The organism is Kangiella shandongensis, assembly GCF_020005365.1.
Lineage (GTDB): Bacteria > Pseudomonadota > Gammaproteobacteria > Enterobacterales > Kangiellaceae > Kangiella > Kangiella shandongensis.
The window spans coordinates 213,031-239,179 of record NZ_JACNML010000004.1 but is presented as its reverse complement, the minus strand read 5'-3'; the positions used below and the strand labels follow the sequence as shown (position 1 = coordinate 239,179).

Annotated in this window: 27 protein-coding genes; 13 read left to right on the top strand and 14 right to left on the bottom strand. The window is 46.0% G+C overall.

The features are described from left to right. Window positions 1-7: 7 nt before the first annotated feature. Entirely contained in the window at window positions 8-514 is a 507-nt protein-coding gene (locus tag H7708_RS06245) for a hypothetical protein (RefSeq protein ID WP_223669617.1), read from the bottom strand. A gap of 145 nt (window positions 515-659) precedes the next feature. Here H7708_RS06245 and H7708_RS06240 point away from each other — a divergent pair, with 145 nt between their 5' ends. Then, a complete protein-coding gene (locus H7708_RS06240; RefSeq protein ID WP_223669616.1) occupies window positions 660-1,208 on the top strand; it encodes a hypothetical protein in 549 nt (182 codons plus the stop codon). Window position 1,209: 1 nt separating this feature from the next. On the opposite strand, the gene H7708_RS06235 is transcribed toward H7708_RS06240, so the two are convergent. From H7708_RS06235 to aspS, 5 genes are all read right to left on the bottom strand, one after another. Beyond that, complete coding sequence (locus tag H7708_RS06235; protein WP_223669615.1) at window positions 1,210-2,655, bottom strand: tetratricopeptide repeat protein; 1,446 nt, start codon at window positions 2,653-2,655, stop codon at window positions 1,210-1,212. A gap of 3 nt (window positions 2,656-2,658) precedes the next feature. Beyond that, window positions 2,659-3,279 carry a Holliday junction branch migration protein RuvA gene (gene ruvA / locus H7708_RS06230; RefSeq protein ID WP_223669614.1) on the bottom strand — a complete coding sequence of 207 codons (621 nt, stop codon included), beginning with the start codon at window positions 3,277-3,279 and terminating at the stop codon, window positions 2,659-2,661. After that, window positions 3,276-3,806 carry a crossover junction endodeoxyribonuclease RuvC gene (gene ruvC, locus H7708_RS06225; RefSeq protein ID WP_223669613.1) on the bottom strand — a complete coding sequence of 177 codons (531 nt, stop codon included), beginning with the start codon at window positions 3,804-3,806 and terminating at the stop codon, window positions 3,276-3,278. Before ruvC ends, ruvA begins: the two co-directional genes overlap by 4 nt. 377 nt (window positions 3,807-4,183) lie before the next feature. Next, window positions 4,184-4,927: a YebC/PmpR family DNA-binding transcriptional regulator gene (locus H7708_RS06220; protein WP_223669612.1), complete on the bottom strand. Its 744-nt coding sequence runs from the start codon at window positions 4,925-4,927 to the stop codon at window positions 4,184-4,186. A 121-nt stretch (window positions 4,928-5,048) separates the two neighbouring features. Beyond that, window positions 5,049-6,809 (bottom strand): aspartate--tRNA ligase, encoded by a 1,761-nt coding sequence (gene aspS / locus H7708_RS06215; RefSeq protein WP_223669687.1) that lies wholly within the window; start codon window positions 6,807-6,809, stop codon window positions 5,049-5,051. Window positions 6,810-7,070: 261 nt separating this feature from the next. On the opposite strand from aspS, the gene H7708_RS06210 reads away from it, so the two are divergent. Then, complete coding sequence (locus tag H7708_RS06210; RefSeq protein ID WP_223669611.1) at window positions 7,071-8,774, top strand: lysophospholipid acyltransferase family protein; 1,704 nt, start codon at window positions 7,071-7,073, stop codon at window positions 8,772-8,774. Between the two features lie 119 nt (window positions 8,775-8,893). Continuing rightward, complete coding sequence (locus tag H7708_RS06205) at window positions 8,894-9,244, top strand: VOC family protein (protein WP_223669610.1); 351 nt, start codon at window positions 8,894-8,896, stop codon at window positions 9,242-9,244. Window positions 9,245-9,248: 4 nt separating this feature from the next. Here the strand turns inward: H7708_RS06205 and H7708_RS06200 are convergent, their stop codons facing one another. Further along, window positions 9,249-9,653: a VOC family protein gene (locus H7708_RS06200; protein ID WP_223669609.1), complete on the bottom strand. Its 405-nt coding sequence runs from the start codon at window positions 9,651-9,653 to the stop codon at window positions 9,249-9,251. 88 nt (window positions 9,654-9,741) lie between these two features. Further along, window positions 9,742-10,956 carry a succinyl-diaminopimelate desuccinylase gene (gene dapE, locus H7708_RS06195; RefSeq protein ID WP_223669608.1) on the bottom strand — a complete coding sequence of 405 codons (1,215 nt, stop codon included), beginning with the start codon at window positions 10,954-10,956 and terminating at the stop codon, window positions 9,742-9,744. Window positions 10,957-11,140: 184 nt separating this feature from the next. Here dapE and H7708_RS06190 point away from each other — a divergent pair, with 184 nt between their 5' ends. Further along, complete coding sequence (locus tag H7708_RS06190) at window positions 11,141-12,790, top strand: amidohydrolase (protein WP_223669607.1); 1,650 nt, start codon at window positions 11,141-11,143, stop codon at window positions 12,788-12,790. 54 nt (window positions 12,791-12,844) lie between these two features. On the opposite strand, the gene H7708_RS06185 is transcribed toward H7708_RS06190, so the two are convergent. Beyond that, the gene (locus H7708_RS06185; RefSeq protein ID WP_223669606.1) at window positions 12,845-13,102 is read right to left on the bottom strand and encodes a hypothetical protein; all 258 of its coding nucleotides are present in this window, start codon (window positions 13,100-13,102) and stop codon (window positions 12,845-12,847) included. 196 nt (window positions 13,103-13,298) lie between these two features. Between H7708_RS06185 and H7708_RS06180 the strand changes: the two genes are divergently transcribed. From H7708_RS06180 to H7708_RS06165, 4 genes are read left to right on the top strand one after another with little or no spacing between them, the layout of a single operon-like run. Beyond that, window positions 13,299-15,014, top strand: coding sequence for a proline--tRNA ligase (locus H7708_RS06180; protein WP_223669605.1), 1,716 nt, complete (start codon window positions 13,299-13,301; stop codon window positions 15,012-15,014). 18 nt (window positions 15,015-15,032) lie between these two features. Beyond that, window positions 15,033-15,599, top strand: a complete 567-nt coding sequence (locus H7708_RS06175; protein WP_223669604.1) for a transglycosylase SLT domain-containing protein — start codon at window positions 15,033-15,035, stop codon at window positions 15,597-15,599. Between the two features lie 9 nt (window positions 15,600-15,608). Next, the gene (locus H7708_RS06170; RefSeq protein WP_223669603.1) at window positions 15,609-16,766 is read left to right on the top strand and encodes a patatin-like phospholipase family protein; all 1,158 of its coding nucleotides are present in this window, start codon (window positions 15,609-15,611) and stop codon (window positions 16,764-16,766) included. Between the two features lie 8 nt (window positions 16,767-16,774). Next, on the top strand, window positions 16,775-17,830 hold the full coding sequence (locus tag H7708_RS06165) for an NAD(P)-dependent oxidoreductase (protein ID WP_223669602.1): 1,056 nt from the start codon (window positions 16,775-16,777) through the stop codon (window positions 17,828-17,830). Here H7708_RS06165 and tilS read toward each other — a convergent pair. The 3 genes from tilS to H7708_RS06150 all read right to left on the bottom strand — a co-directional run bounded on the left by tilS (window position 17,813) and on the right by H7708_RS06150 (window position 20,802). Further along, on the bottom strand, window positions 17,813-19,099 hold the full coding sequence (gene tilS, locus H7708_RS06160) for a tRNA lysidine(34) synthetase TilS (RefSeq protein WP_223669601.1): 1,287 nt from the start codon (window positions 19,097-19,099) through the stop codon (window positions 17,813-17,815). The genes H7708_RS06165 and tilS overlap by 18 nt on opposite strands. A gap of 9 nt (window positions 19,100-19,108) precedes the next feature. After that, window positions 19,109-20,068, bottom strand: a complete 960-nt coding sequence (locus H7708_RS06155) for an acetyl-CoA carboxylase carboxyltransferase subunit alpha (protein ID WP_223669600.1) — start codon at window positions 20,066-20,068, stop codon at window positions 19,109-19,111. 113 nt (window positions 20,069-20,181) lie between these two features. Then, window positions 20,182-20,802: a DUF1287 domain-containing protein gene (locus tag H7708_RS06150; RefSeq protein ID WP_223669599.1), complete on the bottom strand. Its 621-nt coding sequence runs from the start codon at window positions 20,800-20,802 to the stop codon at window positions 20,182-20,184. Between the two features lie 135 nt (window positions 20,803-20,937). On the opposite strand from H7708_RS06150, the gene H7708_RS06145 reads away from it, so the two are divergent. The 4 genes from H7708_RS06145 to H7708_RS06130 all read left to right on the top strand — a co-directional run bounded on the left by H7708_RS06145 (window position 20,938) and on the right by H7708_RS06130 (window position 23,913). Next, window positions 20,938-22,341 (top strand): DNA-3-methyladenine glycosylase 2 family protein, encoded by a 1,404-nt coding sequence (locus H7708_RS06145; RefSeq protein WP_223669598.1) that lies wholly within the window; start codon window positions 20,938-20,940, stop codon window positions 22,339-22,341. Between the two features lie 7 nt (window positions 22,342-22,348). Beyond that, the gene (locus H7708_RS06140; protein WP_223669597.1) at window positions 22,349-22,822 is read left to right on the top strand and encodes a methylated-DNA--[protein]-cysteine S-methyltransferase; all 474 of its coding nucleotides are present in this window, start codon (window positions 22,349-22,351) and stop codon (window positions 22,820-22,822) included. Window positions 22,823-22,850: 28 nt separating this feature from the next. Next, entirely contained in the window at window positions 22,851-23,246 is a 396-nt protein-coding gene (locus tag H7708_RS06135) for a hypothetical protein (RefSeq protein WP_223669596.1), read from the top strand. A gap of 145 nt (window positions 23,247-23,391) precedes the next feature. Then, entirely contained in the window at window positions 23,392-23,913 is a 522-nt protein-coding gene (locus tag H7708_RS06130; RefSeq protein ID WP_235727531.1) for a helix-turn-helix domain-containing protein, read from the top strand. A 119-nt stretch (window positions 23,914-24,032) separates the two neighbouring features. Here the strand turns inward: H7708_RS06130 and H7708_RS06125 are convergent, their stop codons facing one another. Continuing rightward, window positions 24,033-24,413, bottom strand: a complete 381-nt coding sequence (locus H7708_RS06125) for a VOC family protein (protein ID WP_223669595.1) — start codon at window positions 24,411-24,413, stop codon at window positions 24,033-24,035. A gap of 240 nt (window positions 24,414-24,653) precedes the next feature. Between H7708_RS06125 and H7708_RS06120 the strand changes: the two genes are divergently transcribed. Continuing rightward, window positions 24,654-25,223 carry a hypothetical protein gene (locus tag H7708_RS06120; RefSeq protein WP_223669594.1) on the top strand — a complete coding sequence of 190 codons (570 nt, stop codon included), beginning with the start codon at window positions 24,654-24,656 and terminating at the stop codon, window positions 25,221-25,223. Here the strand turns inward: H7708_RS06120 and H7708_RS06115 are convergent. Further along, window positions 25,220-25,609 (bottom strand): MAPEG family protein, encoded by a 390-nt coding sequence (locus H7708_RS06115; protein WP_223669593.1) that lies wholly within the window; start codon window positions 25,607-25,609, stop codon window positions 25,220-25,222. The genes H7708_RS06120 and H7708_RS06115 overlap by 4 nt on opposite strands. Window positions 25,610-26,149: the final 540 nt, after the last annotated feature.

The following is a 26,149-nucleotide window of genomic DNA, read 5'->3' as shown; positions in this document are numbered from 1 at the left end:
GCCAAGTCTATTCACCTGGCTTAATAGCACTCTTAAGTTCCTCAGGATCAGCTGTTGTGATCACCAGCTCACGTTTTTGCTCCTGGATTTTAAGAGTTATAGCTTTTTCTTCACGGCCGATATAGCCGGTCTGCTTAATCCCTATTCGGTAACCATACCCTAAAAAGTCGGCCGCAGGATTACCATCATAGTCTCTGACCGACTGAATGGACTCTAATAGGAATTGACGTTTACCGATCACGCCTAAACTCATGGTCAAAGACTCATCATCAACGCGAGTAATCATTTTTAGTCGTGAGACATAAAAGGTAAGTAGCGCAGTCGCAATAAAAATAATCAATGCCCAGTGTGTCGGTACGGAGTTCTCATCAACAGGCCGTCCCAGAAATTCCTGAGCAATATAAATATAGCCAAATAAGCCGGTCACAACTAGCAGTAGAGCCACAATTGCCCAAATCATTTTAGGCGGCATAATGGCTTGGATTTCAGTATATCGGTAGTCTTTTGAAGCCATGTTTATCCAGATTCGTTTTTTTCGTGACTAGTTTAGGGGAATGTTTAGGTAGGCTCAAGCATTGCTAAATCTGGCAAAATTGTCGACCAGTTCACAAGGTGCTAGACTGACCGAGCATGATTCATATAAGAACGATAGGACTTTCATGAAAATATTAATGAAAACTCGTGTATGGGGGCTTCTCGCCATATTGGTTGCAGCTTTCAACCTGCAGGCAGCAGATAGCAGAATCACTCAAGACGAGGCAGAGCTTTGGGCTGAGATGTTTAATAAGTCTTCCAAAAAGCCTCACAAGAAGAAATTAAAACCACATGCGATTAGTGGCGTTTGGGTTGGTTACTATGATTATCATGGGAACAGCTCGCAGCCTGACATCGCTTTTTCCATGCTCGTTAAGCAGCCTAACGATTCACAATTTGGTATTGTCTTTCTAGAGCCGAATACTGCTCGAGATGCCAAGCATTTTGCTCGAGTCGCGCAGGCTTTAAAGCCAAAGATTCATGATAACCGGACCATTAGCTTCATCAAGCAGTATCAAGACGGTGCGGCCCCAATCCGCTATACTCTGAACCTGTTTAAAGACAACACCGTTATGTATGGCACCTGGCAAATTGGTCAAAAAGCCAGCGGCAATGCTTTTTTTATTAAAACATCGCTTAAAGAATTAAAAGCGATTCGAAAAAGTTTTAAGTAGATTAATCTTTAACTTCTTTTAACTCTTTTTTGGCTTGCTCCGATCCTCGAGCGGCAGCTTCCTGCAGCCAAGCCTGATATTTACTGTTATCAGGCTTCACTCCTAAACCTTTTTTGTACATCCGTGCCACTTTGACCTGCGCTTCGAGATCTCCAAGCTCAGCTGCCTTTAAATACCAACGAAAAGATTCCTGCATGTTTTGCGGAATACCAAAACCGCTTTCATACATGTTACCTAGATTGTAGGTCGCAAAAACGTTATCCATTTCAGCAGCTTTTAACCACAGTCGACGGGCTTCAACCAGGTTCGTTTCAACACCTTTGCCTTCATAGTACATGTTAGCCAATTCATTCATGGCATCATCACTATTTTGCTCGATGGCTTTTTCAAACCAGTAAATAGCTTTCTGATAATCGACCGAAGTTCCCTCGCCAGCATAAAAGTTGTAACCGACATTGTACTGCGCATCAACATGTCCGTTTTCCGCCGCTTTCAAGTAATATTCATGTGCAAGCTTATCGTCTTCTTCCTGACCACGACCATTATCGATCATCCAGCCCGAGTTATATAACCCCACAGATAATCCCGCTTCTCCTGCTTCAATAAACCATTGCAACGCTTTTTTATCGTTCTGTGGTAGCCCCTTTCCTTCAAAGTAAGCAACACCCAACTTATTCATGGCATCAGTGCTACCTAAATCCGCGGCCCTAAATAGCCAGTTAATCGCGCGTTCCTGACTTTTCTCGTAAACATCGCCTTCCTGATAGGACATGGCAATATTATAGGCTGCATCTGGATGTCCCTGATTAGCGGCCATTTTGTACAGCTCAGCGGCTCTAAAGTAATCCTGTTCCACCAGCTCACCCGAGTCGTAAAGGTAAGCCAAATTAAACTGTGCCTGAGCATTGCCATTAAAGGCGGCCTTGGAATACCAGTACACGACTTTCTTGGCATCTTGCTCAACTCCATCACCATTCTGGTACATGCTTCCCAAGTTATTCTGAGCAATCGCAACGCCCTGCTCTGCAGACTTCAAATACCACTGCCTTGCTTTAGCATTATCAGCCTTTATACCCAGTCCCATATCAAACATATAGCCGACATAAAACTGCGCACTGGATTCATTTTCCTGCGCTAAAGGATAAAAGTACTTAAAGGCTTTCTCATAATTTTCCGAACGGTAGAACTCATAGCCTTTATCAAACCGCTCATCAGGGGTAAGCGTTGTCTCGTGTTTGACCTTAGCGTTCATCATGGCCAACAGTTCAGCCACGCTCATATTCGGGTCAATGTCCTCTTGTGTGATAACCGCGACAGGCTCTCCCATTGCCTCAACCTCTTCCTGCGACAAGCGCTTGCCCGTCACAGTCACCGCCTCCTCAGAAGCCAGGCTGATGCAGGGCAAGAGCGCAAGCAGGCTGAGAGCTGTTACCACAGACACTTTCATAGGCTAAGCCGCTAGTTGTCTCAAGGCCAGGCGAATCAGTTCTTCGCTCTTCAGGCCATCGGACTCTACCTGCGAAATGGCCTTACTCGCTTGCTGTGGCTTGTAGCCAAGCGCCACCAGTGCACTCACGGCTTCCTGAGTCACATCGCCGGCTCTTGACACCGTAGCGGTAGTTTCACCGGCTGTCTCGGCTGAGCTTGGCAAGCCAGAAACAGACCATCCTTTCAGCCTGTCCGACATTTCGACCAGCAAACGCTCAGCCGTTTTCTTACCAACGCCCGGCAGCTTGACTAAACGATCAACATTGCCATCGTGCACCGTCATCACAAATTCATCCGCTTCCATGCCCGACAAAATGGCCAGGGCAAGTTTGGGGCCAACGCCATTCACTTTAATCAACTCACGGAATAAGATTTTGTCCTTGTTACTGATAAACCCGTACAGTGCATGTAAGTTTTCAGAAATCGACAAGTGAGTGGCGACTATCGTTTCAGTACCCTCTTCCGGCAACTGATAGAAAGTTGTCATGGGAACCTGTATTTCATAGCCAACGCCAGCGCTGGTTTCGATAATGATAAATGGCGGTGTTTTTTCTATTAATGTGCCACGAATTCGACCAATCAACGTAATCGTCCTCTTGCTATTGTTTTTGCCCCCTTCAGTTGTGCCAGCCCCTGGCTGGTATTGGCATGACACAAGGCTACGGCTAAAGCATCAGCCGCGTCCGCCTGTGGACTTGAAGGCAGTTTTAAAATCATTTTCACCATGTGTTGCACCTGAGTCTTATCCGCGCCGCCAGTCCCTACCACAGACTGTTTAACTTTACGTGCCGGATACTCCGCGACAGGTAAAGCGTAATGGCCGGCTCCGACAATGGCCGCACCACGCGCCTGCCCCAGCTTCAGCGCCGAATCTGCATTTTTCGACATAAATACCGACTCGATGGCAAACTCATCAGGTTTAAACTCAAGGATTAACTCACAGACACTATCAAAAATTTGCTTTAATTTCAGATCCAGCGAACCCTCTTTAATGCGAATACAGCCGCTGGTAATGTAACGCGGTTTATTTGCAGGGATATCACCACCCACTTCGATAATACCGAAGCCAGTAATTCTTGAACCGGGATCTATTCCTAAAATTATCGGCATTAATAAGCCACTAAAGCAAAGTTATTGTTTGAAAGTTATCATACCATGACTGGAAAATATTGCTGCGAGGAATTAAAGGTGGGGAGCCTCTGGAGAACTTAAACCAGGAAATACAGCTTCTATGGGTTACGGCTACGCCTAACCCATCCTATAAACTAGGATTACTTAAAGATCACACAAATCAATTGAGTGCAGGTGAGGCGCGCCAAAAGTTTTATAAAAAGCCGAGTTTTCTTATTTGAACAGAACACTTAGCCAAAAACGCTCTAGACGATGCTGAGACGCGGCAAATTTCCTTTTCCGTTTATGAGTTTACACATAGTAAATGATGAAATGAAAAAGGAAATTTAACAATGTATCAGCAAGTATAGACGTTTTTACAGGTTGTCGTAGGATTCCGCAGGGATGTCAGCATTCGTATAAACATTCTGCGTATCATCCAGCTCTTCCAGGCGATCAACCAATCGAACCACTTTCGTTCCTTCAGACACATCCAACTCTGCCTGGGTCGAAGGTAGCATAGTTACTTCGGCATTTTCCGCTTCAAAGCCTGCTTCTTTCAGCGCGTCTTTAACGTCGAGGAAGTCTTCTGGAGCCGTTAATACTTCGAACGAACCATCATCGTGTGCAATAAAGTCTTCCGCACCCGACTCCAGTGCCGCTTCCATCAGTTCGTCTTCATTGAAGTTATCACCAAATACAAACTGACCTTTCTTATCAAACAGATACGCTACCGAGCCACTGGTGCCCAAGTTGCCGCCATGTTTAGTGAAAGCATGACGCACTTCACCAACAGTACGGTTTTTGTTATCCGTCATACACTCAACGAGAATGGCAACACCACCGGGACCGTAACCTTCGTAGTTAAGCTCCTCGTAGTTATCACCGTCAGCATTACCGGTACCACGGTCAACGGCTTTTTCGATGGTGTCTTTCTTCATGTTGGCGCCAAGCGCTTTATCCATTGCTGCGCGTAGACGAGGATTATCATTTGGGTCACCGCCGCCTTCACGTGCTGCAACCACAAGCTCACGAATGATTTTAGTAAATATTTTTCCGCGTTTTGCGTCTTGGGCTGCTTTTCTGTGTTTGATGTTTGCCCATTTGGAATGTCCCGCCATAATACTACCTCTTTTCTTTAGAAAACTTTCATAGCTTTCTCATATCTGGCTAACCAACCTCAACGGTTAGCCGTCATTCCCACCAAGGCGGGAATGACAAATGAAATTTACCTACTTTACCTTAAGACTCTTTCTTTTTAATGTCGATGCCTAGCTCATCCAACAACTTGTTTTCGATAGTGCTCGGTGCCTGAGTTAGCGGACAGCTTGCTGTGGTCGTTTTCGGGAAGGCAATAACATCACGGATCGAATCGGCACCCACCATTAGCATGACTAAACGATCCAGGCCGAATGCCAAACCACCGTGCGGAGGGCAACCGAATTTCAAAGCGTCTAATAAGAAACCAAACTTTTCACGCTGCTCGGTTTCTTCGATACCCAGGATGCCAAACACCACTTCCTGCATCGCTTCGTCATGGATACGAACCGAGCCTCCACCAACTTCGCTACCGTTCAATACCATATCATAGGCTTTTGACAAAGTTCCTGTCGGATCGGCCTTTACTGCCGCTGCGTCATTGTCCGTTGGCGCCGTAAACGGATGGTGCAATGCATGGATTTCACCGTCAATTTCCTCGAACATTGGGAAATCAACGACCCACAACGGCTTCCACTCATCTTTAATCAGCCCCAGATCTTCTGCTGTTTTTAAGCGCAACGCGCCCATGGCATCGGCAACCACCATGCTCTTATCCGAACCAAAGAAGATGATATCACCCTCTTCGGCACCGACTGTCTCAACCACCTTAAGCGCGACGTCTTCACCCAGGAACTTCAGTACCGGGCTTTGAATACCTTCGGCACCCGCGCCGTTGACCTTCATCCAGGCCAAGCCTTTCGCGCCGTACACACCAACATACTTGGTGTACTCGTCAATTTGTTTACGGCTGAACTGGGCACCGCCAGGTACTCGTAAAGCGGCTACGCGGCTCTTGTCATCGTTTGCCGGGCCAGCAAATACCTTAAATTCAACATCTTTCACTAACTCGTCGACAGTCACCAGCTCAGTATCCATACGTAAATCCGGTTTGTCAGAGCCATAACGCTCCATCGCTTCGGCGTAGCTCATGCGTGGGAACTCTGGTAACTCAATACCTTTCAGCTCACTGAACAAATGGCGAACCAGACCTTCCATCAGGTTCATGATTTCTTCCTGGTTCATGAACGACATCTCGATATCCAGCTGCGTAAACTCTGGCTGACGATCGGCGCGGAGATCTTCATCACGGAAGCACTTAACGATCTGATAATAGCGATCAAAGCCTGACATCATCAGCAGCTGTTTAAACAGCTGTGGCGACTGAGGCAGCGCGTAGAAAGAACCTTTGTGCACCCGGCTTGGCACTAAATAGTCACGAGCACCTTCCGGCGTCGCCTTGGTTAGAATCGGTGTTTCCACGTCAATAAACCCGTGCTCATCCATATAGCGACGCATGGCACTGGTCACTTTATGGCGAAAAATAATGTTATTCGCCATCTCAGGGCGGCGTAAATCCAGATAGCGATACTTTAAACGCTGCTCTTCTGAAGCTTCCAAGTTCTCGTCAATCGGAATTGCTGGTGGCTTGGCACGGTTTAAAATATCAATATCCTGTGCCAACACCTCGATTTCACCAGAAGCCATGTTTTTATTGACCATGTCTTCAGGACGGGCGCGCACCTGGCCTTTGACCTGAACCACAAACTCACTGCGTAATTGCTCGGCTAAACTGAAAAGCTCTTTAAAATCAGGATCAACCACTACCTGGATCACACCCGTGCGATCGCGCAGTTGTAAAAAGATGAGTCCGCCTAAGTCACGGCGACGATGAACCCATCCTGACAAAGTAACCGTTTGATTTTCTTCATTTTTCGTTAATTCACCACAGTAGTGGTTACGCATTTCAGTTGCCATAGTTTTCGTTTCTGCCTAACGATTGATTAAAAAACGGGGGCACATCGTCACTCAGGCCCCGAAAAGACGCCATATAGTACGTGAGACAAGGATTTGTCGCAAGTTACAAAGCATATCTGCCGCTCTTCAAACTGTATATTTTTTGTCACAAAAGCGTCTTATCCATGCAATTCGATTGTCATATTTGCCGAAGATAATGCCACTTATGAACACACTATGTCATCTGGCTGTAACGAACGAGGTGAAACGATGATTGATAGCAAAGAGGTGGTAGAGCAATTTCTGCCGAAGCTGGAGAAATCACCCAAACTTCAATCTGGCGCGACCCGGCTGCTAGCTAAATTGTTTCACCAGCAAGAAATTAATGACTTCATTGAACAGAATTATCACATGTCGCATGTGGACTTTCTGGAAACAGTGAACCAACGCTTGGGACTGAGCTACACCGTTTCAAATGCCTGTCTTGAGAATATTCCAGTTTCCGGCAGAGTGGTCATCATTGCGAATCACCCCCTGGGTTCGCTTGATGGTCTCGCTCTCCTGGCCCTTATTCACTCGGTTCGTAAGGACGTCCAAATTGTGGTGAATGATCTGCTATGGTCGATGTCACCGTTGCGTCCTTTCTTCCTGCCGATTAATAATATGAATAAGGCAGAAGGAAACCCGAAGCAGAAATTGCAAAATATTCAACAGGCACTGGAAGCCGACGAAGCAGTGATATTTTTTCCGGCTGGCGAAGTCTCTCGGCTGTCGTTTAAAGGGATCCGCGACGGCAAATGGCGCTCGGGCTTCCTCAAAATGGCGAAACAAACGAAATCCCCTATTCTGCCCATCCATGTCGGCGGCAAAAATTCACGATTCTTTTACGGCTTTTCTTTAATCGCCAAACCCTTAAGCACACTGTTTCTGGTACGTGAAATGTTTAAAAATGTCTCTTTAACCCTGCCCATTAAAATTGGCAAACTGATTCCATTCTCTTCATTCAGTGGCGTACTGCCAGCGAGCAAAGAAAGCATTGGTCGCTTTAAACAGCACGTTTATGGACTGAAACATGAGCGTGAGGAGCTGTTCGAAACAGAGCGTGCCATCGCCCACCCGGAGAACCGAAAAGTACTGATTGAGGAGTTGGGTAAGTGCCAGCACCTTGGTGAAACTGCCGATGGTAAAATCATTTATCTGCTAGAAGATACCACTGATTCGGCCTTACTACGTGAAATCGGTCGCCTACGCGAAGTGGCCTTCCGCGCAGTAGGAGAAGGGACTGGCAACCGCCGTGATATGGATAAATTCGATTACTATTACAAACACATCGTGCTATGGGATTCGAGTGACATGGAGGTTGTTGGTAGTTATCGAATTGCCGACATTAATAAGTTCGATAAAGAACAGACACTCTACTCCGAAACTTTGTTCAGTTACGAAGACAGTTTACAAAAGAAGTTTCCTACATCGATGGAATTAGGACGCAGCTTCATACAGCCCCAATACTGGGGCAAACGTAGCCTCGATTATTTGTGGTTCGGTATTGGTGCTTACATTCGCCAGAACCCTCATATCCGCTATCTTTTTGGCTCTGTCAGTTTGAGCAATGACTACCCTGCTTTCGCCAAAGACATGCTGGTGTACTATTTCAGCCGATACCATGGTGCGGCTATTAATTTGGTTCGCTCCTTTAATTCCTATCGCATCAAACCAGTACAGAAAGCCAGGCTGGAGCGCCTCTTTAACCAGCTGGAGCAACCGGAGGCGTTTAAGGTGCTGAAAAAGGAGTTAGCTGCAATGGATGTCACGGTTCCTACATTATTTAAACAATACAGTGATTTATGCGAAGACGGCGGTGTAACCTTCTATGACTTTGGTGTTGATCCAGACTTTGGCGACTGCATCGACAGTGTGGTTTGGGTGGACTTACTAAAACTTAAGGAAAAAAAGCGTAAGCGCTATATCGATTAATAATATAACCAGCTTCTCCCCTCGTAACTTCGCCTGCATGCACTTTCTGTATCGCAGGCTTTTCTTTTATCGGCGATAGCGTTATAACAAAAGTGTAACCATTGAGGATGGAGCATGTAATGAGTCCTACACCGATTAATTATGTCGAGTTTCCTGCCAGTAACTTAGGGGCTACAAAATCGTTTTTTGAGAAGGCCTTTAACTGGAAGTTTACCGACTACGGTCCTGAGTACACAGCGTTCAGCCATTCGGGGCTTAACGGTGGATTTTTCCAGTCAGACTTGAAGGCACACACAGATAACGGCAGCGCGTTAATCGTGTTGTACAGCGACAACCTGGAAGCGACACAAAGCATAGTCGAGCAGTACGGCGGAACCGTGACCAAACCCATTTTTTCGTTCCCCGGTGGACGCCGCTTCCACTTCACCGAACCGAGTGGAAACGAGCTGGCCATTTGGTCTGATACATAAGGGCTTAAATCTGGGAGCGTAATTCGACCGTATTGCCTTCCGGATCCTGAATATAAATCGACTGCCCATAGCCCTGGGCACCATAGCGCTTATCAAACTTTCCGACCTTGATACCATGAGCAGTCAGGTGCTGCTTAACAGACTCTTCCGATATAGGTTCTAATTGTAAACAAAAGTGATCCAGGTTATTGTCTTTATCCGAGGGCGGGCCACCCCCCTTTCTTCCTATCTGACCATCGACAGTCACAATATCAATTAAAGCACTGCCAGCGCGTAACTGGATTAATCCCAGCTCCTTTGAAGTTTCTCGCTCGACCTCACAGCCTAAAATATCACGGTAAAAGTGCAGCATTTGTGCAAGCTTCGAGGTACGCAAAACAATGTGATCGATTCCGGCAACCTTAAACATAAATAATCCTCATCGTGTTATGCTTATAGATTACAAACAGACAGCGGTTGTGACCAGCTAAAACTGATGAAATATGTTAACCGTGATGTTAGTTATTTTGTATCAACAATTCTTCCAGGATCCGGTAATACAAATGACATAAGCGATTTAATTCAGACAGCGCCACTCGCTCATTGGCCTGATGAATCGTCTTATTGCAAGGTCCAAGTTCAATCACCTGACTGGCCAGCTGCTTAATATAACGGCCATCGGAAATACCGCCAGCCGTGGTTAAGCGTGTTTTCAGCTGGCTTTGCTGCTGAATCACTTTCTGTACCGTTTTCCTTAATTTTCCACGACGGGTGATATAAGGCTGTGCCTCATGTTCCCATTCAAACTCGGCATCCAGACCATATTTCTGTGCTTTTCTCTCCACGTAACCTTTGATTTTTTCAAAGGAATTACGCGGTGAATAACGGAAGTTAAACACCATTTCCAGCGTTGCCGGTGTGACATTCATGGCGCCACTTTCTGAATAAACTTTGACTAACTGGAAACTGGTAGAGGGAAAATAGCGGCTCGGTATATCCCAGCGTTTATTGGCCAACTTATGAATCAGTTTCGAAGAGTAATGAATAGGGTTATTTAACTGCTCTGGGTAGCCCACATGCCCCTGCTTACCTTTGATTGTGATCGTACCATTGATCGAACCACGACGACCAATTCGAATCGAATCGCCCAGCTGCTTATCCGTCGTGGGTTCGCCGACAATCGCATAATCGATTCGCTCGCCACGCTCGGACAAGGTGTTTACGATGTGCTGGGTGCCGTCAACCGCTTCACCTTCCTCATCACTGGTTAACATGAAGCCAATGCTGCCTTGATGATGCGGATAGCGTTTTACAAACAGCTCAGCCGCCACCACCATGGCGGCCAGACTCCCTTTCATATCAGAAGCGCCGCGCCCATAAATATATCCATCTTTGACTATCGGATTAAATGGCTCGGTGTTCCATTGTGCATTTTGTCCCGGTGGCACTACATCGGTATGACCAGAAAAAACTACCACCGGTTGCTCAGCTTTACCATGACCGCGCGCCGCCCATAAATTGGTGACAGAGCCTTTGTTTAAATACTCCGTCGAAAAACCAATTGCTTCAAGCCGCTTTGCGAGCAGTTCGGTACAACCAGCGTCGTCTGGGGTTATAGAAGCTTTGCGAATCAACGCCTGAACCAACTCTAAAAGACTGCTTTGGTATTGAGTCTGCTCAATTGAGGCAATGGCATAGGGTAGGTCGGGAAGACCCTTAAACGATTTAAACATACATATCCTCTTTCTTTTTGCCTGTTATACCCACCCACGATGACGAGCCGACGACACTTGTATGACAGTTTTATGTTACTTATAAGAATCAACAAGTTATAAAAATCAGTGGGCGCTTTATATTGCTTCAGACTTGTATTACAGTATTTACTTACCTAACCACTTGTCCCGAAAGAATAAAGCCATGAAAAAACTATTCGCTCTATCATTGTTTATCGCCTGTGCCTCACTCTTCTGGAGCGCCCAAACGAAAGCATTACCCACTCTGTTGCATAATATCAATGGCTATACCTTTCAGGACGGTGAGTTAAAGCAGTTCAACAGTATCTTATTCGAGGATGGTGTTATTGTGGCCGTTGGCTCTCACCAAGAGCTAGCTAAGAAAAATGGCTTCAGCATATCCATGGACGGTAAAGGCAAAACGCTATTACCCGGATTAATTGACGCCCATGGTCATTTATTAGGCTTAGGGCTGGATCTCATGCGCGTTAACCTGCGTGGTATTTCTTCAGAACAGGAAACCGTCGATAAAGTCGCGCATTATGCTGAAAATAACCCAGATTCTCGCTGGGTATTGGGTCGTGGTTGGAACCAGGTTCTATGGCTTAATAAAGAATTCCCCAGCAAATCTTCGCTTGATAAAGTCATAGCTGAGAAACCCGTCTGGCTGAGAAGAATTGACGGACATGCTGGCTGGGCCAATTCAAAAGCCTTGAAGCTGGCAGGCATTGATAAAGATACTCCGGATCCTGAAGGCGGCAAGATTATTCGCGATGAAAGCGGTAATGCTACCGGTGTTCTCGTTGATGCAGCAATGAGTTTGGTGGAAAACAAGATCCCACCGCTCAATAAAGACGAACGGGTAGCAGCACTAAAGCTCGCTTTTAATCACCTGATCAAACTAGGCATTACCTCAGTCCATGACGCCGGTATTGACTTTGAAACCTATAAGTTGATGCTTGAGTTATCACAGAATAATCGAATTCCGCTTCGCGTCTATTCCATGATCAGTGGAGCCGATCCGCGACTGGAGACCATGCTCAAGCTGGGGAAAGTTAATCGTCCTTTCCTAAAAATTCAGTCGGTAAAACTCTATTCTGACGGTGCGTTAGGCAGTCGCGGCGCTGCTCTACTCGAGCCTTACTCTGACGAGCCGGACAATAAAGGCTTACTACTAACGACTCCCCAAAAGCTTGCCGACTATTTATCGCTAATTACTCGATATGGCTTCCAAACCAATATCCACGCCATCGGCGATGCCGCCAACCGCCTGGTATTGGAGCAACTATCCAAACTAAAGGATGAACAGTCAGCACAGCTGCTGCGCCACCGGATCGAGCATGCACAGGTCGTCGTACCGCAAGAGATCCCCATTTTCGCTGAGCTTGGCGTTATTGCTTCGATGCAGCCTACGCATGCGACCAGTGACATGAATATGGCTGGTGACCGCCTTGGTCAAGAGCGCCTGGAAGGGGCTTATGCCTGGCGCACGTTTTTAGAGCATGGGGTTACCATAGCGTCGGGCTCTGACTTCCCAGTTGAAAAGGCCAACCCTTTTCTAGGACTGCATGCAGCAGTAACGCGCCAAGACAGCGACAACCAGCCACAAAGTGGCTGGATTCCAGAGCAGAGACTCACAGTCGGTGAAGCCCTGAAAAGCTTTACCATTGACGCGGCTTATGCTGGATTTTGGGAAGAGCAGATTGGCTCTCTTGAAGCGGGCAAACGTGCCGACTTTATCCTGATCAACCAAGACATATTCAGCATTTCACCAAAACAAATCAAGAACGTCCAAGTTTTAGAAACCTGGATTGATGGTAAGCGAGTCAATTAATTAAAGAACGCGATGACAAAAGGTCAACAATCCTAACTGTTGCACTTTTCAGGCTTATTGACCTTTTTTCATTTTCTCATACTCGCTTCGTTTGATACGTTTTACTGGCGGGTGGATCCAGTAAGTATCAACACCTACATGTGATTTTTTATTGGCCTTTTCTATCAAAGCCATTTTTTCATAATCCACAATATAGACATAATCATCAGCAGAACTACTGTCCACCACATAATCACGCTCTGACATGGTATTACAACCAATCAGCCCAACTAATGCGGCTGCAGCAAAAGCTGTTTTAATGGCGATAGTCATACAACCTCCTGATAAAACAAAGGAAATTACAAACTTATCCCAACCACGCTGCCCTTACGAGCAACCACCATTGTACAAAATTTAGACAGAAAAATCTCTTAAATCATGCCGGTAAGCCTAACTCTCTGCTTTTTAGGGAAATTAATACTTGGTACAATAAACGACTATTTAGTCTAAACAATAATCAGGGATACCAATGCGTAGTAGCCAATACCTACTTTCGACTTTAAAAGAAGACCCTAGTGATGCCGAATTAGTGAGCCATAAACTGATGCTAAGAGCGGGCATGATCCGCAAAATAGCGTCAGGTCTTTATACTTGGCTCCCCACAGGATTACGCGTCTTACGCAAAGTCGAAACCATTGTTCGTGAAGAAATGAACAAAGCAGGCTCAGTGGAGATGTTGATGCCTTCCGTTCAACCTTCAGAGTTATGGGAAGAATCAGGCCGCTGGGATGAGTTTGGTCCAGAACTACTGCGTTTCCATGACCGTCATAATCGTGATTTCTGTTTAGGCCCGACGCACGAAGAAATTATTACGGCTGTAATTCGTGACGAATTGAACAGCTACAAGCAGCTACCGGCCAATTTTTATCAAATTCAGACCAAGTTCCGCGACGAAGTACGTCCTCGTTTCGGCGTCATGCGCTCGCGCGAATTTCTAATGAAAGATGCTTATTCATTCCACATTGATGAAGAATCGCTGGATCAAACCTATCAGATTATGCATCAGGCTTATTGCAACATTTTCGATCGCATCGGCCTCGACTATCGTCCTGTATTGGCGGACCCTGGTGCCATTGGTGGCAGTAGCTCACACGAATTCCATGTACTGGCAGAGTCCGGCGAAGACGCTATCGCTTTCAGCACAGAGAGCGATTATGCTGCCAATATCGAGAAAGCTGAAAGCTTAGCGCCAGCAAGCGAAGCACCACCACCAAGCCAGGAGTTAAAAAAAGTAGCCACACCGAACTGCCGTACGGTAAAAGAAGCCGCGGACGTAATGGGTCTTGAGACCAGCCAAGTCTTAAAAACGCTATTCGTCAGAGGTGTGAGCGAAGAACAACCTATCGTTGCATTATGTCTACGTGGCGATCATGAACTGAACGAAGTTAAAGCTGGTAAACATGCATTGGTTGCCGAGCCGGTTGAACTGGTCAGTGATGACGTTGTTCAATCGACGGCGGGTAGTCCTCCGGGATCATGCGGGCCTCAGGACTTAAGCATACCCGTAATCGTTGATCGCGATGCAGCTATATTGAGCGATTTTGCCTGTGGAGCCAACGAAGACGGTTTTCACTTCACTGGCTTTAACTGGAAACGCGACGCCGATTTCAGTGACATTTATGATTTACGCAATATCGTTGCCGGTGACAAGAGCCCGGATGGCAAAGGCATTCTGGAAATTAAGCGAGGTATTGAAGTTGGCCATATTTTCCAGCTGGGTGATAAATATTCAAAAACCATGAACTGCACCGTCCTCGATCAGAACGGTAAAGCTAAACCACTATCCATGGGTTGTTATGGCATTGGCGTAACTCGCATCGTAGCGGCGGCCATTGAGCAAAATCACGATGAACATGGTATCATCTGGCCGGAAGCTATCGCGCCATTCAAAGTTGCGATTATTCCAATGAATATGCACAAGTCTGAAAATGTTCAGCAAGTTGCCGAAGCGCTTTACCAAAGACTGGAATCTCTGGGCATAGAAACCTTATTCCTCGATCAAAAAGAAAGTCCGGGTGTGATGTTTGCCAATACCGAGTTAGTGGGTATTCCCCATCGCCTGGTAGTCAGTGATCGTGGCCTGAAAAACAATACCATTGAATACAAAAATCGTGATAACAGTTCAAAAGCGGATCTTGAAGTTGAAAATGTTGTCGACTATATTCAAAAGATAATCGCATCATAATTAAAAATTAAACGGACTATGCTACGTAACATACTGTTTATTACGACAATGTTGGTTTGGGGTAGCTGTGCCATGGCGCAGGAGCGCCCCGATCAGGCTTTTTCTATGCAGCTAAAAGAACTGATGGAACAGGAAAACCACTTCGTAGATCGTTACGATGCCGCAGTTTGGATGAAGGACATGGAAGGGCGCCTGAAACGACGAGCCCCTCATATTCCGCCTGAAGAGCGGTTAAAGATCCTGACCTTAGTCCATCGCTATGCCAATAAAGCGGGCGTTGATCCACAGCTGGTACTCGCAGTCATTGAAGTAGAAAGTAACTTTGACAGATACGCTCTGTCGGTAGCCAATGCCCGTGGCCTGATGCAGGTCATGCCCTTCTGGAAGGACGAAATCGGCCACCCCGATGACTCTTTATTCAATATGGAAACCAATATTCGCTATGGCTGCAATATTCTGAAGCTGTATATCGATATGGAAAAAAACAACCTGACTTATGCTTTAGGGCGCTATAACGGCTCTAGAGGTCGCGCCAAATATCCAAATAAAGTTTATGCTGCATTACGTAAGCGCTGGGCGCTTTAAGTGTGAGCTATGGCTACTGACAGTAAGGTTTTAAACGAAGATACTAGCGAAACGTCGGCTGCACTCATCCTTTCTGGCGGCGGCGCACGGGCGGCTTATCAGGCTGGCGTTCTGAAAGCGGTTAATACCATTTTAGAGCAGCCCAAGCGCTCACCTTTTAGCATTATTACAGGAACCTCAGCTGGCGCTATCAATGCAGCTGCTGTTGCCAGCAACAACCACCAGTTTGATTATGGTGCCAGACGGCTCGAAGAGATCTGGGGTAACTTTAAGCCAAACCACGTCTATCAAACCGGCTTATCGACTCTTATCAGGAATGCCCTGCGCTGGTCATGGAATGCATTCTGGCCGGCCAAGGAAACAAAACGACCGCTATCTCTGCTCGATAACAGCCCTCTGCGGGAGCTGCTGCAAAACGTCATTCGCTTTGACGATATCGAAAAAAACAAACAGGCCGGTTTGCTGCGTGCAGTCTGTACCACCTGTTACAACTACAGTTCAGGCAACTCGGTAAGCTTTTTTCAGGGACAGCCCGAGTTAGTCGAATGGAAGCGCTTTAGGCGATTCGGCTACTCAGCAGAACTCACAGTCGATCATTTACTCGCTTCTTCTGCAATTCCAATGATTTTCCCATCGCAACAAATCGATAATGCACACTTTGGTGATGGCTCTTTGCGCTTTTTGGCTCCCCTCAGCCCCGCTCTACACTTAGGAGCGGATAAGCTATTCGTTGTTACCGTTGAGCCGCTAAGAGATGAGCCAGAGCACCGTTCAACAATACCAACTATCGGTGATATTGGCGGCCATTTATTCGATAGCATCTTCATCGACAGTCTCGAAAGCGACATTGAACGAATGATGCGTGTAAATTCACTACTGGCCCACATTCCTGAGTCCGACCTAATACGTGAGCAGTTGCCGCTAAAACCAGTTGATGCTTTTATCATTTCGCCAAGCATCGAGCCGGCAGAGCTGGCAGGACAATACTTCAAAAACCTTCCGCGTGGATTGCGATTCTTCTTCAAACGCATCGGCGTTGACGGCAAAGACGGTAACGATATTTTAAGTTATTTGCTATTCGATAAAGATTTTACCCAGCATTTGATCGAACTCGGGTATAATGATGCCATGCAACAGGAAAAAAATATCCGTACCTTCTTCGAGTAACGTCAACAATGAGCCGTTTCACTGACTACTTTGCGCTTTATGATCCTGTCGCGGCCCCGTTCATGCACCAAATGCTGGCACAATACGACAAGACGAAGCCACTTCAAGGCATAACCATCGTACACAACGTGCCCCTGACCCTGACGACCCTTCTCAAAATAGCCTGTCTTGATGCTGCTGGTGCTGATGTGACCGTTACCAACCCTTCTTTCATGCATAAAGCTCCCAAAACTATCGAGGTTCTTCAGCAAGAAGGGCTCCGCTATCAGCCATTGGCAGATATTGGTGGCAGTTTTGACCTGCTACTCGACTGCGGTGCAGAGCTTATAGAGCAATGTCATGCTAGTCAGGGAATCGTCGAGCTGACGCGAACCGGCGCGATGCGTTACGAAGCCTATCAAGATGCTCATGTCCCAATAGTTTCTGTGGATAACACACGCCTTAAATCACTGGAGACCTGTCTAGGTACTGGCGAAGGTGTTTATCGAGCCATAATGAAGCTGGCGAAAAAACAGCTTCATAATAAAAAATTACTCATATTTGGTTTCGGTAAAGTTGGCACGGGCATTGCCTATTATTTCTCTAAAATAACCCAGGACATTACGGTGGTTGATATGCTCCCAGAACGTTTGCAGCGTATAGAGAAGCGCGGCTACCAGGCTGTATCTGCTGAACTGCCTCAGCAAGTGGAGGCTGCTATAAAACAGGCCGATATAATCGTTACGGCAACGGGCATCAAAGATCTTATCAGTAACAGTTACGCTCCAGCCTGGTTTAAAGGAAAAATCCTTGCCAATGCAGGCGCAGAAGACGAGTTCGGTTTTAACTTTAAAGAATCAGAGGTTCTCGCAGCCAAAAAGCCAGTTAATTTCGCGCTGAAAGAACCCACCTTGATGCGATTCCTTGACCCCATTTTTTACGCTCATAATCTCGCGATTGAAGATGTGCTGAATGATACTACGGCTGGGTTTAGACCATTAAATCAAGAAACGGATAAGTCGATTGTAGAGCAATGGGCAAAGCACCACGGCTGGTCTTTGGATGAATTAGATAGAATTTTTTAGATAGTCAGCAAGGTGCTCAGTATAAATTGCGCGGACCTCATCCTGATAACTGATAAGCACCACGTTAGAGCGTTGCCAGCTCGGCACACCAGTCTCTTGAAAGTAATTTTTAAGACTGGTGGTTTGCGTAGAGTTGGGCTTTCGAAAGCGCTCTCCTCCCTGCCGCAGCGACACGGTCAACACCCTCCCCACCAGCTCCGGATAGCGCTGCTGTAACCAGCGAGCAGGCAGTAAAACCTTATCACTTAATCGTAAATCCTGCTGTCCCTCCCAGGTGGTAGGTGTAAAATCTAGCGCTTGTTGCCGCCCACTATCCCATAACAGGAACCCTGTATGGCGGCGAAAGACACCACCTTGCCACTCAATGGCCGGTTGGCTGTCACTCTCTGACTGCAACATTTGCTGAGTCAGTTGCTGCAACACCTTGCGACTCGGCATCGTCAGTCCAAGCTGACTCAGCCAATAACGCAACACATTATGCTGCCTCGGCGGAGAAAGCGCCCCCAGAACCTCCAGACTCAGCCCCTTCCCCTGCTCATAACAGGCTGCTAAATCCTGCTGAGCTTGCTCCTCAATAACTTGTTGCGTATCTGCCTGTAACTCGCTGACACGATACAATGTCTCCCGCAATTGTGGCCACTCCTGCTCCAGCAAAGGGATCACTTTTTGCCTTAAAAAATTGCGGCGGTGTTTGGTGTCCTCGTTAGAAGGATCCTCGACGAAAGCTAAGCCATACGCTGCACAGTAATTCAAAATATCCTGCTTGCTCAGCGCCAGAAACGGTCTCGCATGAACACCTTCGGCAAACGCTATTGTGAGCGGCATGGCCGACAATCCTTTTGGTCCAGCGCCACGAAACAGCTGCAACAGCAGGGTTTCAACCTGATCGTCTTTATGGTGAGCGGTTAATAAACACAGCTGTTGGTCGGTAATAAACTGAGCCAGAGCATCGTAGCGAGCTCGTCGTGCTTCATTTTCCAGGCTGGCAGCATCGGCATTTACAGTGACATCAATAGCTTTGAAAGGAATCCCCCAGCGCTGACAAATATCTCGATTAAACTGCGCCCACTCTGATGACTCAGGTTGCAACTGATGATTAATATAAACAGCAAGAATATGCTCTGAATCGACTTGCTTCGACAGTGCATGCAGCAACGCGATGGAATCGGCTCCACCACTTAAAGCAACGACAAAGTGACTATTTTTCTGCGGAGGGAATTGAGCCAGAAACTGAGTAATAGCTGCAGCTGCTGGCTCTTGATTAGGCATGGTTAGTAACTAGCCTTCAGTAACTTCACCGAAAGCCATCAGCTTGTCATAACGCTTATCCAACAACTTGTCAGTAGCCAGGCTTTCCAGACTTTCCATATCTTTAATCAACTGAGCCTTTAAATTCTTACCCATCTCAACATAATTACGATGAGCGCCGCCCAATGGTTCTTGGACGATATTATCGATCAAACCAAGCTCTTTGATTCGCTCAGCCGTAATTCCCATGGCCTGCGCTGCTTCTTCCGCTTTTTCTGCGCTCTTCCAAAGGATCGATGCACAACCTTCCGGAGAAATTACTGAATAAGTCGAATACTGCAACATGTTCACTTTATCGCCGACACCGATCGCCAAAGCACCGCCAGAGCCACCTTCGCCGATAACGGTTGCAATGATCGGCGTTTTTAACGTCGCCATCACCTTTAAGTTACGGGCAATCGCTTCACTCTGACCACGCTCCTCGGCGCCAACACCTGGAAAAGCGCCCGGAGTATCGATAAAAGTGAATACTGGCAACTCGAAACGTTCCGCCATTTCCATCAGACGCTTCGCTTTACGATAGCCTTCTGGACGAGACATACCGAAGTTGTGCTTGATTTTAGCTTTAGTGTCGCGGCCTTTCTGATGACCAATAACCATACAGGCCTTGCCATCCAAACGGGCCAGACCACCAACAATCGAAGCATCATCTGAAAAAGCACGATCGCCAGCCAGCTCTTCAAAGTCGTCAAACACATGTTCAATATAATCACGTGTATAAGGACGCTGAGGATGACGCGCTAACTGTGCTACTTGCCAGGCCGACAGATCAGAAAAGATCTTCTTCGTTAAGTCCTTAGACTTCTTTTGCAAGCGTTCGATTTCTTCACTGATGTTAATTTCCGTGTCTTCACCGGTTAAACGTAATTCATCAATTTGCGCCTCAAGCTCTGCGATTGGACGCTCAAAATCTAAAAAGTTTAAACTCATGCCTATTCAACTGATTTATTTATGGCGTAATTCTCTTATTTTAACCTGAAACCATGGCGTTATAAAAGCTAACTTTGTCCTCCATGGGTACTGGTCTAAACTGTCGACTAATTCTACTTTCCAAGCTCGACCACCTCGGTATCCGGGAAATAGCGGTAGTGTCCGACAATCTTAAAGTCAAACAACATATCGTCGAGGCGCGGCCCAAGGCCAATATTATGCACTATCTTGAATCGATGACTGCCCTCAGCCGAACGATTGGTGACAATGCCGATATGCGGCAGACCATTGGGTAAGCGCCAACTGACAATATCACCCGGCTGGTAATCTTCCGCCTTATGGGTAATGGCTAACGATTTACCATGGCGCTCAAAAAACCGTTCCAGATTCGGTACGCGGCGGTGGTCAATATTGGTATCGGTTCGACTTAAGCCCCAATTATCCGGGTAGCTGTCAAAGTTAGCCTTCATATCCTCATGCACTCGCTGTTGCAAATCAATTCCCAGCTGCCGATAACTGCGGATCACTACATCAGTGCAAACGCCAATTCCCACTGGCACATCGCCCATGGGGTAATCAATCTTTCGGTAAGATCCATCATACACAACGACATGCTCAGTCCTCTCAAGAGCAGCGTTAACCAATGCTTCAGGTTTTGCCGCTACGGGCCCAGCGACCATCACAGCCAAACTTAACAAAAGCACTTTTAATGTCTGTCGAGTTTTCACAACCATAGCCATCCTTAAAATGAGTAACTCTTTGAAAATAGGACTATTGAAACAGTTATCGGTTCCACTCATAAAGGGAGTGTTTTCATTTAGTTCCGAATTTGGCTAGTTTGCCACACACTTAATGCTAATATAGCGTTTATGAAGACTTTGAAGACAGCAACCAGTAACATGGAAACTTTCCAGAAAGCACGACTCGCTCGCGACTCTCGCTATGATGGGAAATTTTTTATTGCGGTAAAAACCACCAATATTTACTGCCGTCCAATCTGTCCGGCAAGTCCACCGAAAGAAAATAATGTTGTTTATTTTCTAAGTGCCGCACAGGCTCAAGAAGCAGGCTTTCGTCCTTGTTTACGTTGTCGTCCGGAATCCGCACCTCAGTCCTCCGCTTGGCTCGGTAATCAGGCGGTGTTACTCAAAGCCATGCAGCGCATTCAGTCAGGAGCTCTTAATCAGCATAGCCTGGAGAGCTTCAGCGAGTCACTTGGTATCAGCAGTCGTTATTTGCGTAAGCTCTTTCAGCAACACCTGGGCATGTCGCCGCAAAGCTTTGCAAACCACCACCGGCTAATGCTGGCAAAACAGCTGCTGCATCAAACCACACTGCCAATTACCGATATCGCTTTAAGCTCGGGCTTTAACAGCGTGCGACGTTTCAACGACAGCTTTAAACAAACCATGAAACTATCTCCTTCACAGCTAAGAAAAAGTAAACCACCTCAGGGTAGCAATGATATGTCGATCGAGTTGAAGCTATCGTATCGTCCCCCTTTTAACTGGCCGCAGATGCAGCAGTTCCTCAAGCAGCGCGAACTCCCCTTAATCGAACAGATCAGCGAAAATAGTTACAGTCGAACGTTTACTATTGCAGATACCCTGGGCTGGTTTGAGGCGACTCATGTTCCCGACGAGCACAGTTTCAAGCTGCATATCCGTCTGCAAGACACCTCACAATTGATGTCAGTCATCGCGCACATCAAGAAGGTTTTGGATCTGGACAGTGATATTGCCACGATCGAACACCACCTGGCTAAAGATAAGCGACTTGGAGCTGTTCTGACACCCGGCTTACGGCTACCAGCCTGCTGGAATACCTTTGAAGCCGGTATTAAAGCCATTCTGGGCCAACAGGTTTCCGTTAAAGCGGCCTACGGCCATACGCACCAACTAATTGAGAAACTTGGCAGTGACTATGATAAACATTTCAAAGTATTCCCGACTGCTCAGCAAATAGCGCAAGCCGACTTAAGCTTTCTTAAAATGCCCGGGCAACGCAAGCAAACGCTAAAAGACTTCGCCTGTTGGTATCTCGAAAAAGAGCAAAGCGAACAAGAGATAGAGCTTAGCGAAATTCTCAATATAAAAGGTATCGGCCCCTGGAGTTATGAATATATTAAGCTACGTAGCGGCGGCGATCCCGATGCCTTCCCTGAAAAAGATTTAGGCGTTATCAAAGCGCTGGAGAAATACCATATGACCGACACTAACCTTTGGAGCCCCTGGCGCAGTTACGCCACACTTCATTTATGGAACAGTCTATAGGTAGCCCATGACAACTTATTACCAACAAATGACATGCCCCTTCGGTACTGTGCATCTATATGCCACGGAGCACCATCTTAAAGCTTTACTATTTAAGCCATGGCATGCAGTAGCAACGAGCGAACCTACTCACTCAACGAACTCTGTGCTCGAAAGAACCAAACAACAGCTAAGAGAATATTTCGAAGGACAGAGGCAAACATTCGATATTCCTCTGGACTCAAACGGCACAGAGTTTCAGAAAATCGTGTGGCAAACACTGATGAAAATTCCTTTTGGTAAAACCTGGAACTATGGTCAACTGGCCCAAGCCATTGGTAATAAAAACGCCAGCCGAGCAGTCGGGGCAGCCAATGGCAAAAACCCTATTTCGATAATTGTTCCTTGTCATCGTGTGATAGGTGCAAACGGCAAACTGACTGGATACGCAGGCGGACTCAAAGCTAAAGAGTGGTTGCTCAAACACGAAGGTGTGCTATAAATATAGAAAATATCAGGGAGGTTACAAAATGGAAATGGTCTCAACAGTTATTGCTGCTGTATTTGCCATTGGGCTTATGTGCTTCGAGCCTGTGGCCATTTTTGCAAAAGCAAAAGCAGTTCGTTTTCTTGAAGCATTCGCCAAGAGCCCACTGTATCATTTCACCGAACAAACCTTGCGCCTTATCGCTGGTGCAGCCCTCGTAACAGCATCACCCCGTATGTTCTATAGCGATCTCTTTGGCATTTTTGGCTGGGTAATTATTATTACTTCACTGATGCTGATCGGTTTTCCATGGCGATGGCATCGTCACTTTGCCCAGAAAGTCATTCCGACCGTGGTTAGATTTATTCATATTTACGGTATCTTATGCTTTTCCCTGGGAAGTTTCATCCTCTACAGTTTACTCTCACCCTCTTGGTAACCGACTGATTTATATAGACTGTCGCCTAAGTGTCAGGTGACATCCGTCCTACTGTCCGTATCGTGTCGTGGTATACTCAACCATGTATTTTAATAATACAGGCTCACTCGATAGTCACAACACAGTTATAAGGTTCAGGAAAGACATGATTGTAAGAAAACTACGATTACGCAATGGATGGTCACAGGAACAACTCGCTGAAATGACAGGACTAAGCGTCCGCACTATACAGCGAATTGAACGTGGCAAACCAGCCAGTCTAGAAAGCCAGAAAGCTCTGGCTGCTGTGTTTGAAGTGGATATCGCTACCTTTCAAACTCCTGAGACAACCCAAAATACTCAGGAGCCACAAAACAAGGAGCCTGTAATGAATACAATCGACAAAGCTGAAGTCAAAGAACGACCTGTAGAAAGAGTTACAGATGAGGAGGCAGACGCTATGGAATACGTTAAAGGCATTAAAGACTTTTATGGACACCTAATGTTTTTCATTACCTTTACCGTGATTTTCATCTTCACCGGAAAAATAACCGAAATGATTATCCCATGGGGCGCATGGGCTCTAGGGATAGCTTTCCACGGACTACAAGCCTTCGAAGTCATAAACATCCTCAATATCAACTGGGAAAAAAAGATGGTGGAGAAAAGGCTAAAGAAAAAGCTTTAAGGTCGATTAGCCCCCTGTGGGTAATCCGGGTGACATCTAACTTCAAAAGTTAAATATTGGACTTAACAGCCCAACCTACTCTTGTTATGTTGATATAGTAACAAGTAATGTAACACTGTCTAATCAACCACATTAACACCTGGAGGATAGTGGCTTATCTCAAACCGAATCCCGTCAGGGTCTTTCATAAAAAGAGCAGTCACTCCTCCCAAATCCTGTATTTCAGGAGCTTCAAAACCTGCTTCTCTCATGGCTCTTTGAATGGATACAACATTCTCTTTTGTCGGAGCACTAAATCCTAGGTGATTCATACCAGCCCCATACCGTTCATACTGAGAAGTGTTTGGTTCAGCTTGTCGAAACTGGAAATAAAACCCCTTCCCGTCAGTCCAAATGTGATCTCGTTCTTTGTTAAAACCTACTAACGGCAGCAAGGTATCGTAATAAGGCATGCTATTTTCTAGTGACGACACGAGAATCGTAATATGATCAACTTTCATAGGGCTAATGTCCCTAAACTCTTATTAAGGTATAAACATAATATTGAGGTAACTCTTATAAATGCAAGCATGACATTTTTGACTAACAACTCTATGATTGACTAATACAACGTAATCCGTCGTATTTTGGAGGATGTTATCCGCCCACACCACATCGCCTGGAGTGTTTGTTTAATCCCTATCATAGCAGCGCATGGGGCATTTTTCCTTGGGCTTTGGGAAGGAGTGGCAAGGGAGTGTGTGCCCTACTTCGAGGGATGTACCTCTATCAGCCGTGCCGCTCGTGAAGGAAATGCCATATTTCTATTTCGCGGGCTGATGATGCCGACAGCGGCCTTATTAGTGCTATTCTGGTTTCTGCAAAGTATTTGGTTAAAACAAACGACCAAAAAACCTCATCCCACGACTTTTATATTAGGAACTATTGGCGCAGTATTCTTAGTCCTCTATGTAGATTTCCTCGGCACCGAAGGTGAAGCCTACCAACTTTTGCGCCGCTACGGCACCACCCTCTACTTCGCTTTAACCATTCTGGCGCAGATGTTCAGTATTCGAAGCCTACAGCAAAGAACTGATGAGCTGGATACAAAAATCTATCGGTATTTAAAACTACAATTCTTCTTGATGGTGCTTTATTGGTGCTTAGGCATAACCAATGTTGTGATTAAAGCCACTGGCGTGAGCTGGGCTGATCAGGCAGAAAATATTATCGAATGGCACTTTGCTCTGTACATGTCTCTCTATTTTGGATTAACCGCCATGATGTGGAAACGAAGCAAGTTTAACTGGCAGTTCTACAGCAAAGATTAAAATACAAAGAAAAGCCACATCGCTATAACAGCTAAAAAGTTAATGGTAAAAACCAAACCCCTTAGACGAACGTTGTTGGTTAGAATCTGTATAAAACTATGCAGAAGACGACCACCAACAAAAACCCACGCCAGCCAAACCTGAGCTGGCTCTACTACACTCCCCTGAGTAACCAGCAATACACACACTACATAGAAAAATAACGGCCACTCAAACTGATTTGAAAGATTCGCACTAACTCGTGGCTCAACCTCAGCCCAAGCCTCTTTCTTCGACTGAATAAAACCCCACACCGTAGGCGCACGCACCACTGTTAATAAAACGTATAACAACGCCACCCACAAAACGTGAGTCAGCATAGGAAGTAGTAATAAATTTGAGTTCATAATAACACCATTTAGTTTCCTTACATGTTTCTTCTAGTACGCCTATATTTTATGAATAAAGCAATAGGTATGACAATATGACGTAAAGAATAACGCTGACCAAAGCAGCTGACAAAAGATTATAGAAAAATACCGACACCATAATAGTTACATCAGTTATCACCGTATCTAACTCAATAATTAAAGCAGCTGCGGTGCCTATAACGTATAGAATAGCTACGATTTTCCAGTACCACTCTGTCCACTTTTTGAATCTTTTATTCAATTACTTCGTGACCTTGTCTTTCAATGAAATAATTACTTATGGCACCTTATTAGTGCTGATATTTAATTACAACTGTTTTTAAATGACTCAAGGGGATTTTCTGCAAGCATCCAGCGCTAAAGGCTAGCACCAAACTGCCCCTTATATTGAGCGGAAAAGCGAACTTGTTATAGCAATTCAAAACAGGACGTTTTGAATAGTGAAATACAGATAAGTGACCGCGAAGGAATCCCTTTAGGGAGATGATTTTGATAAAGGTTTTCAGCACAGGGACG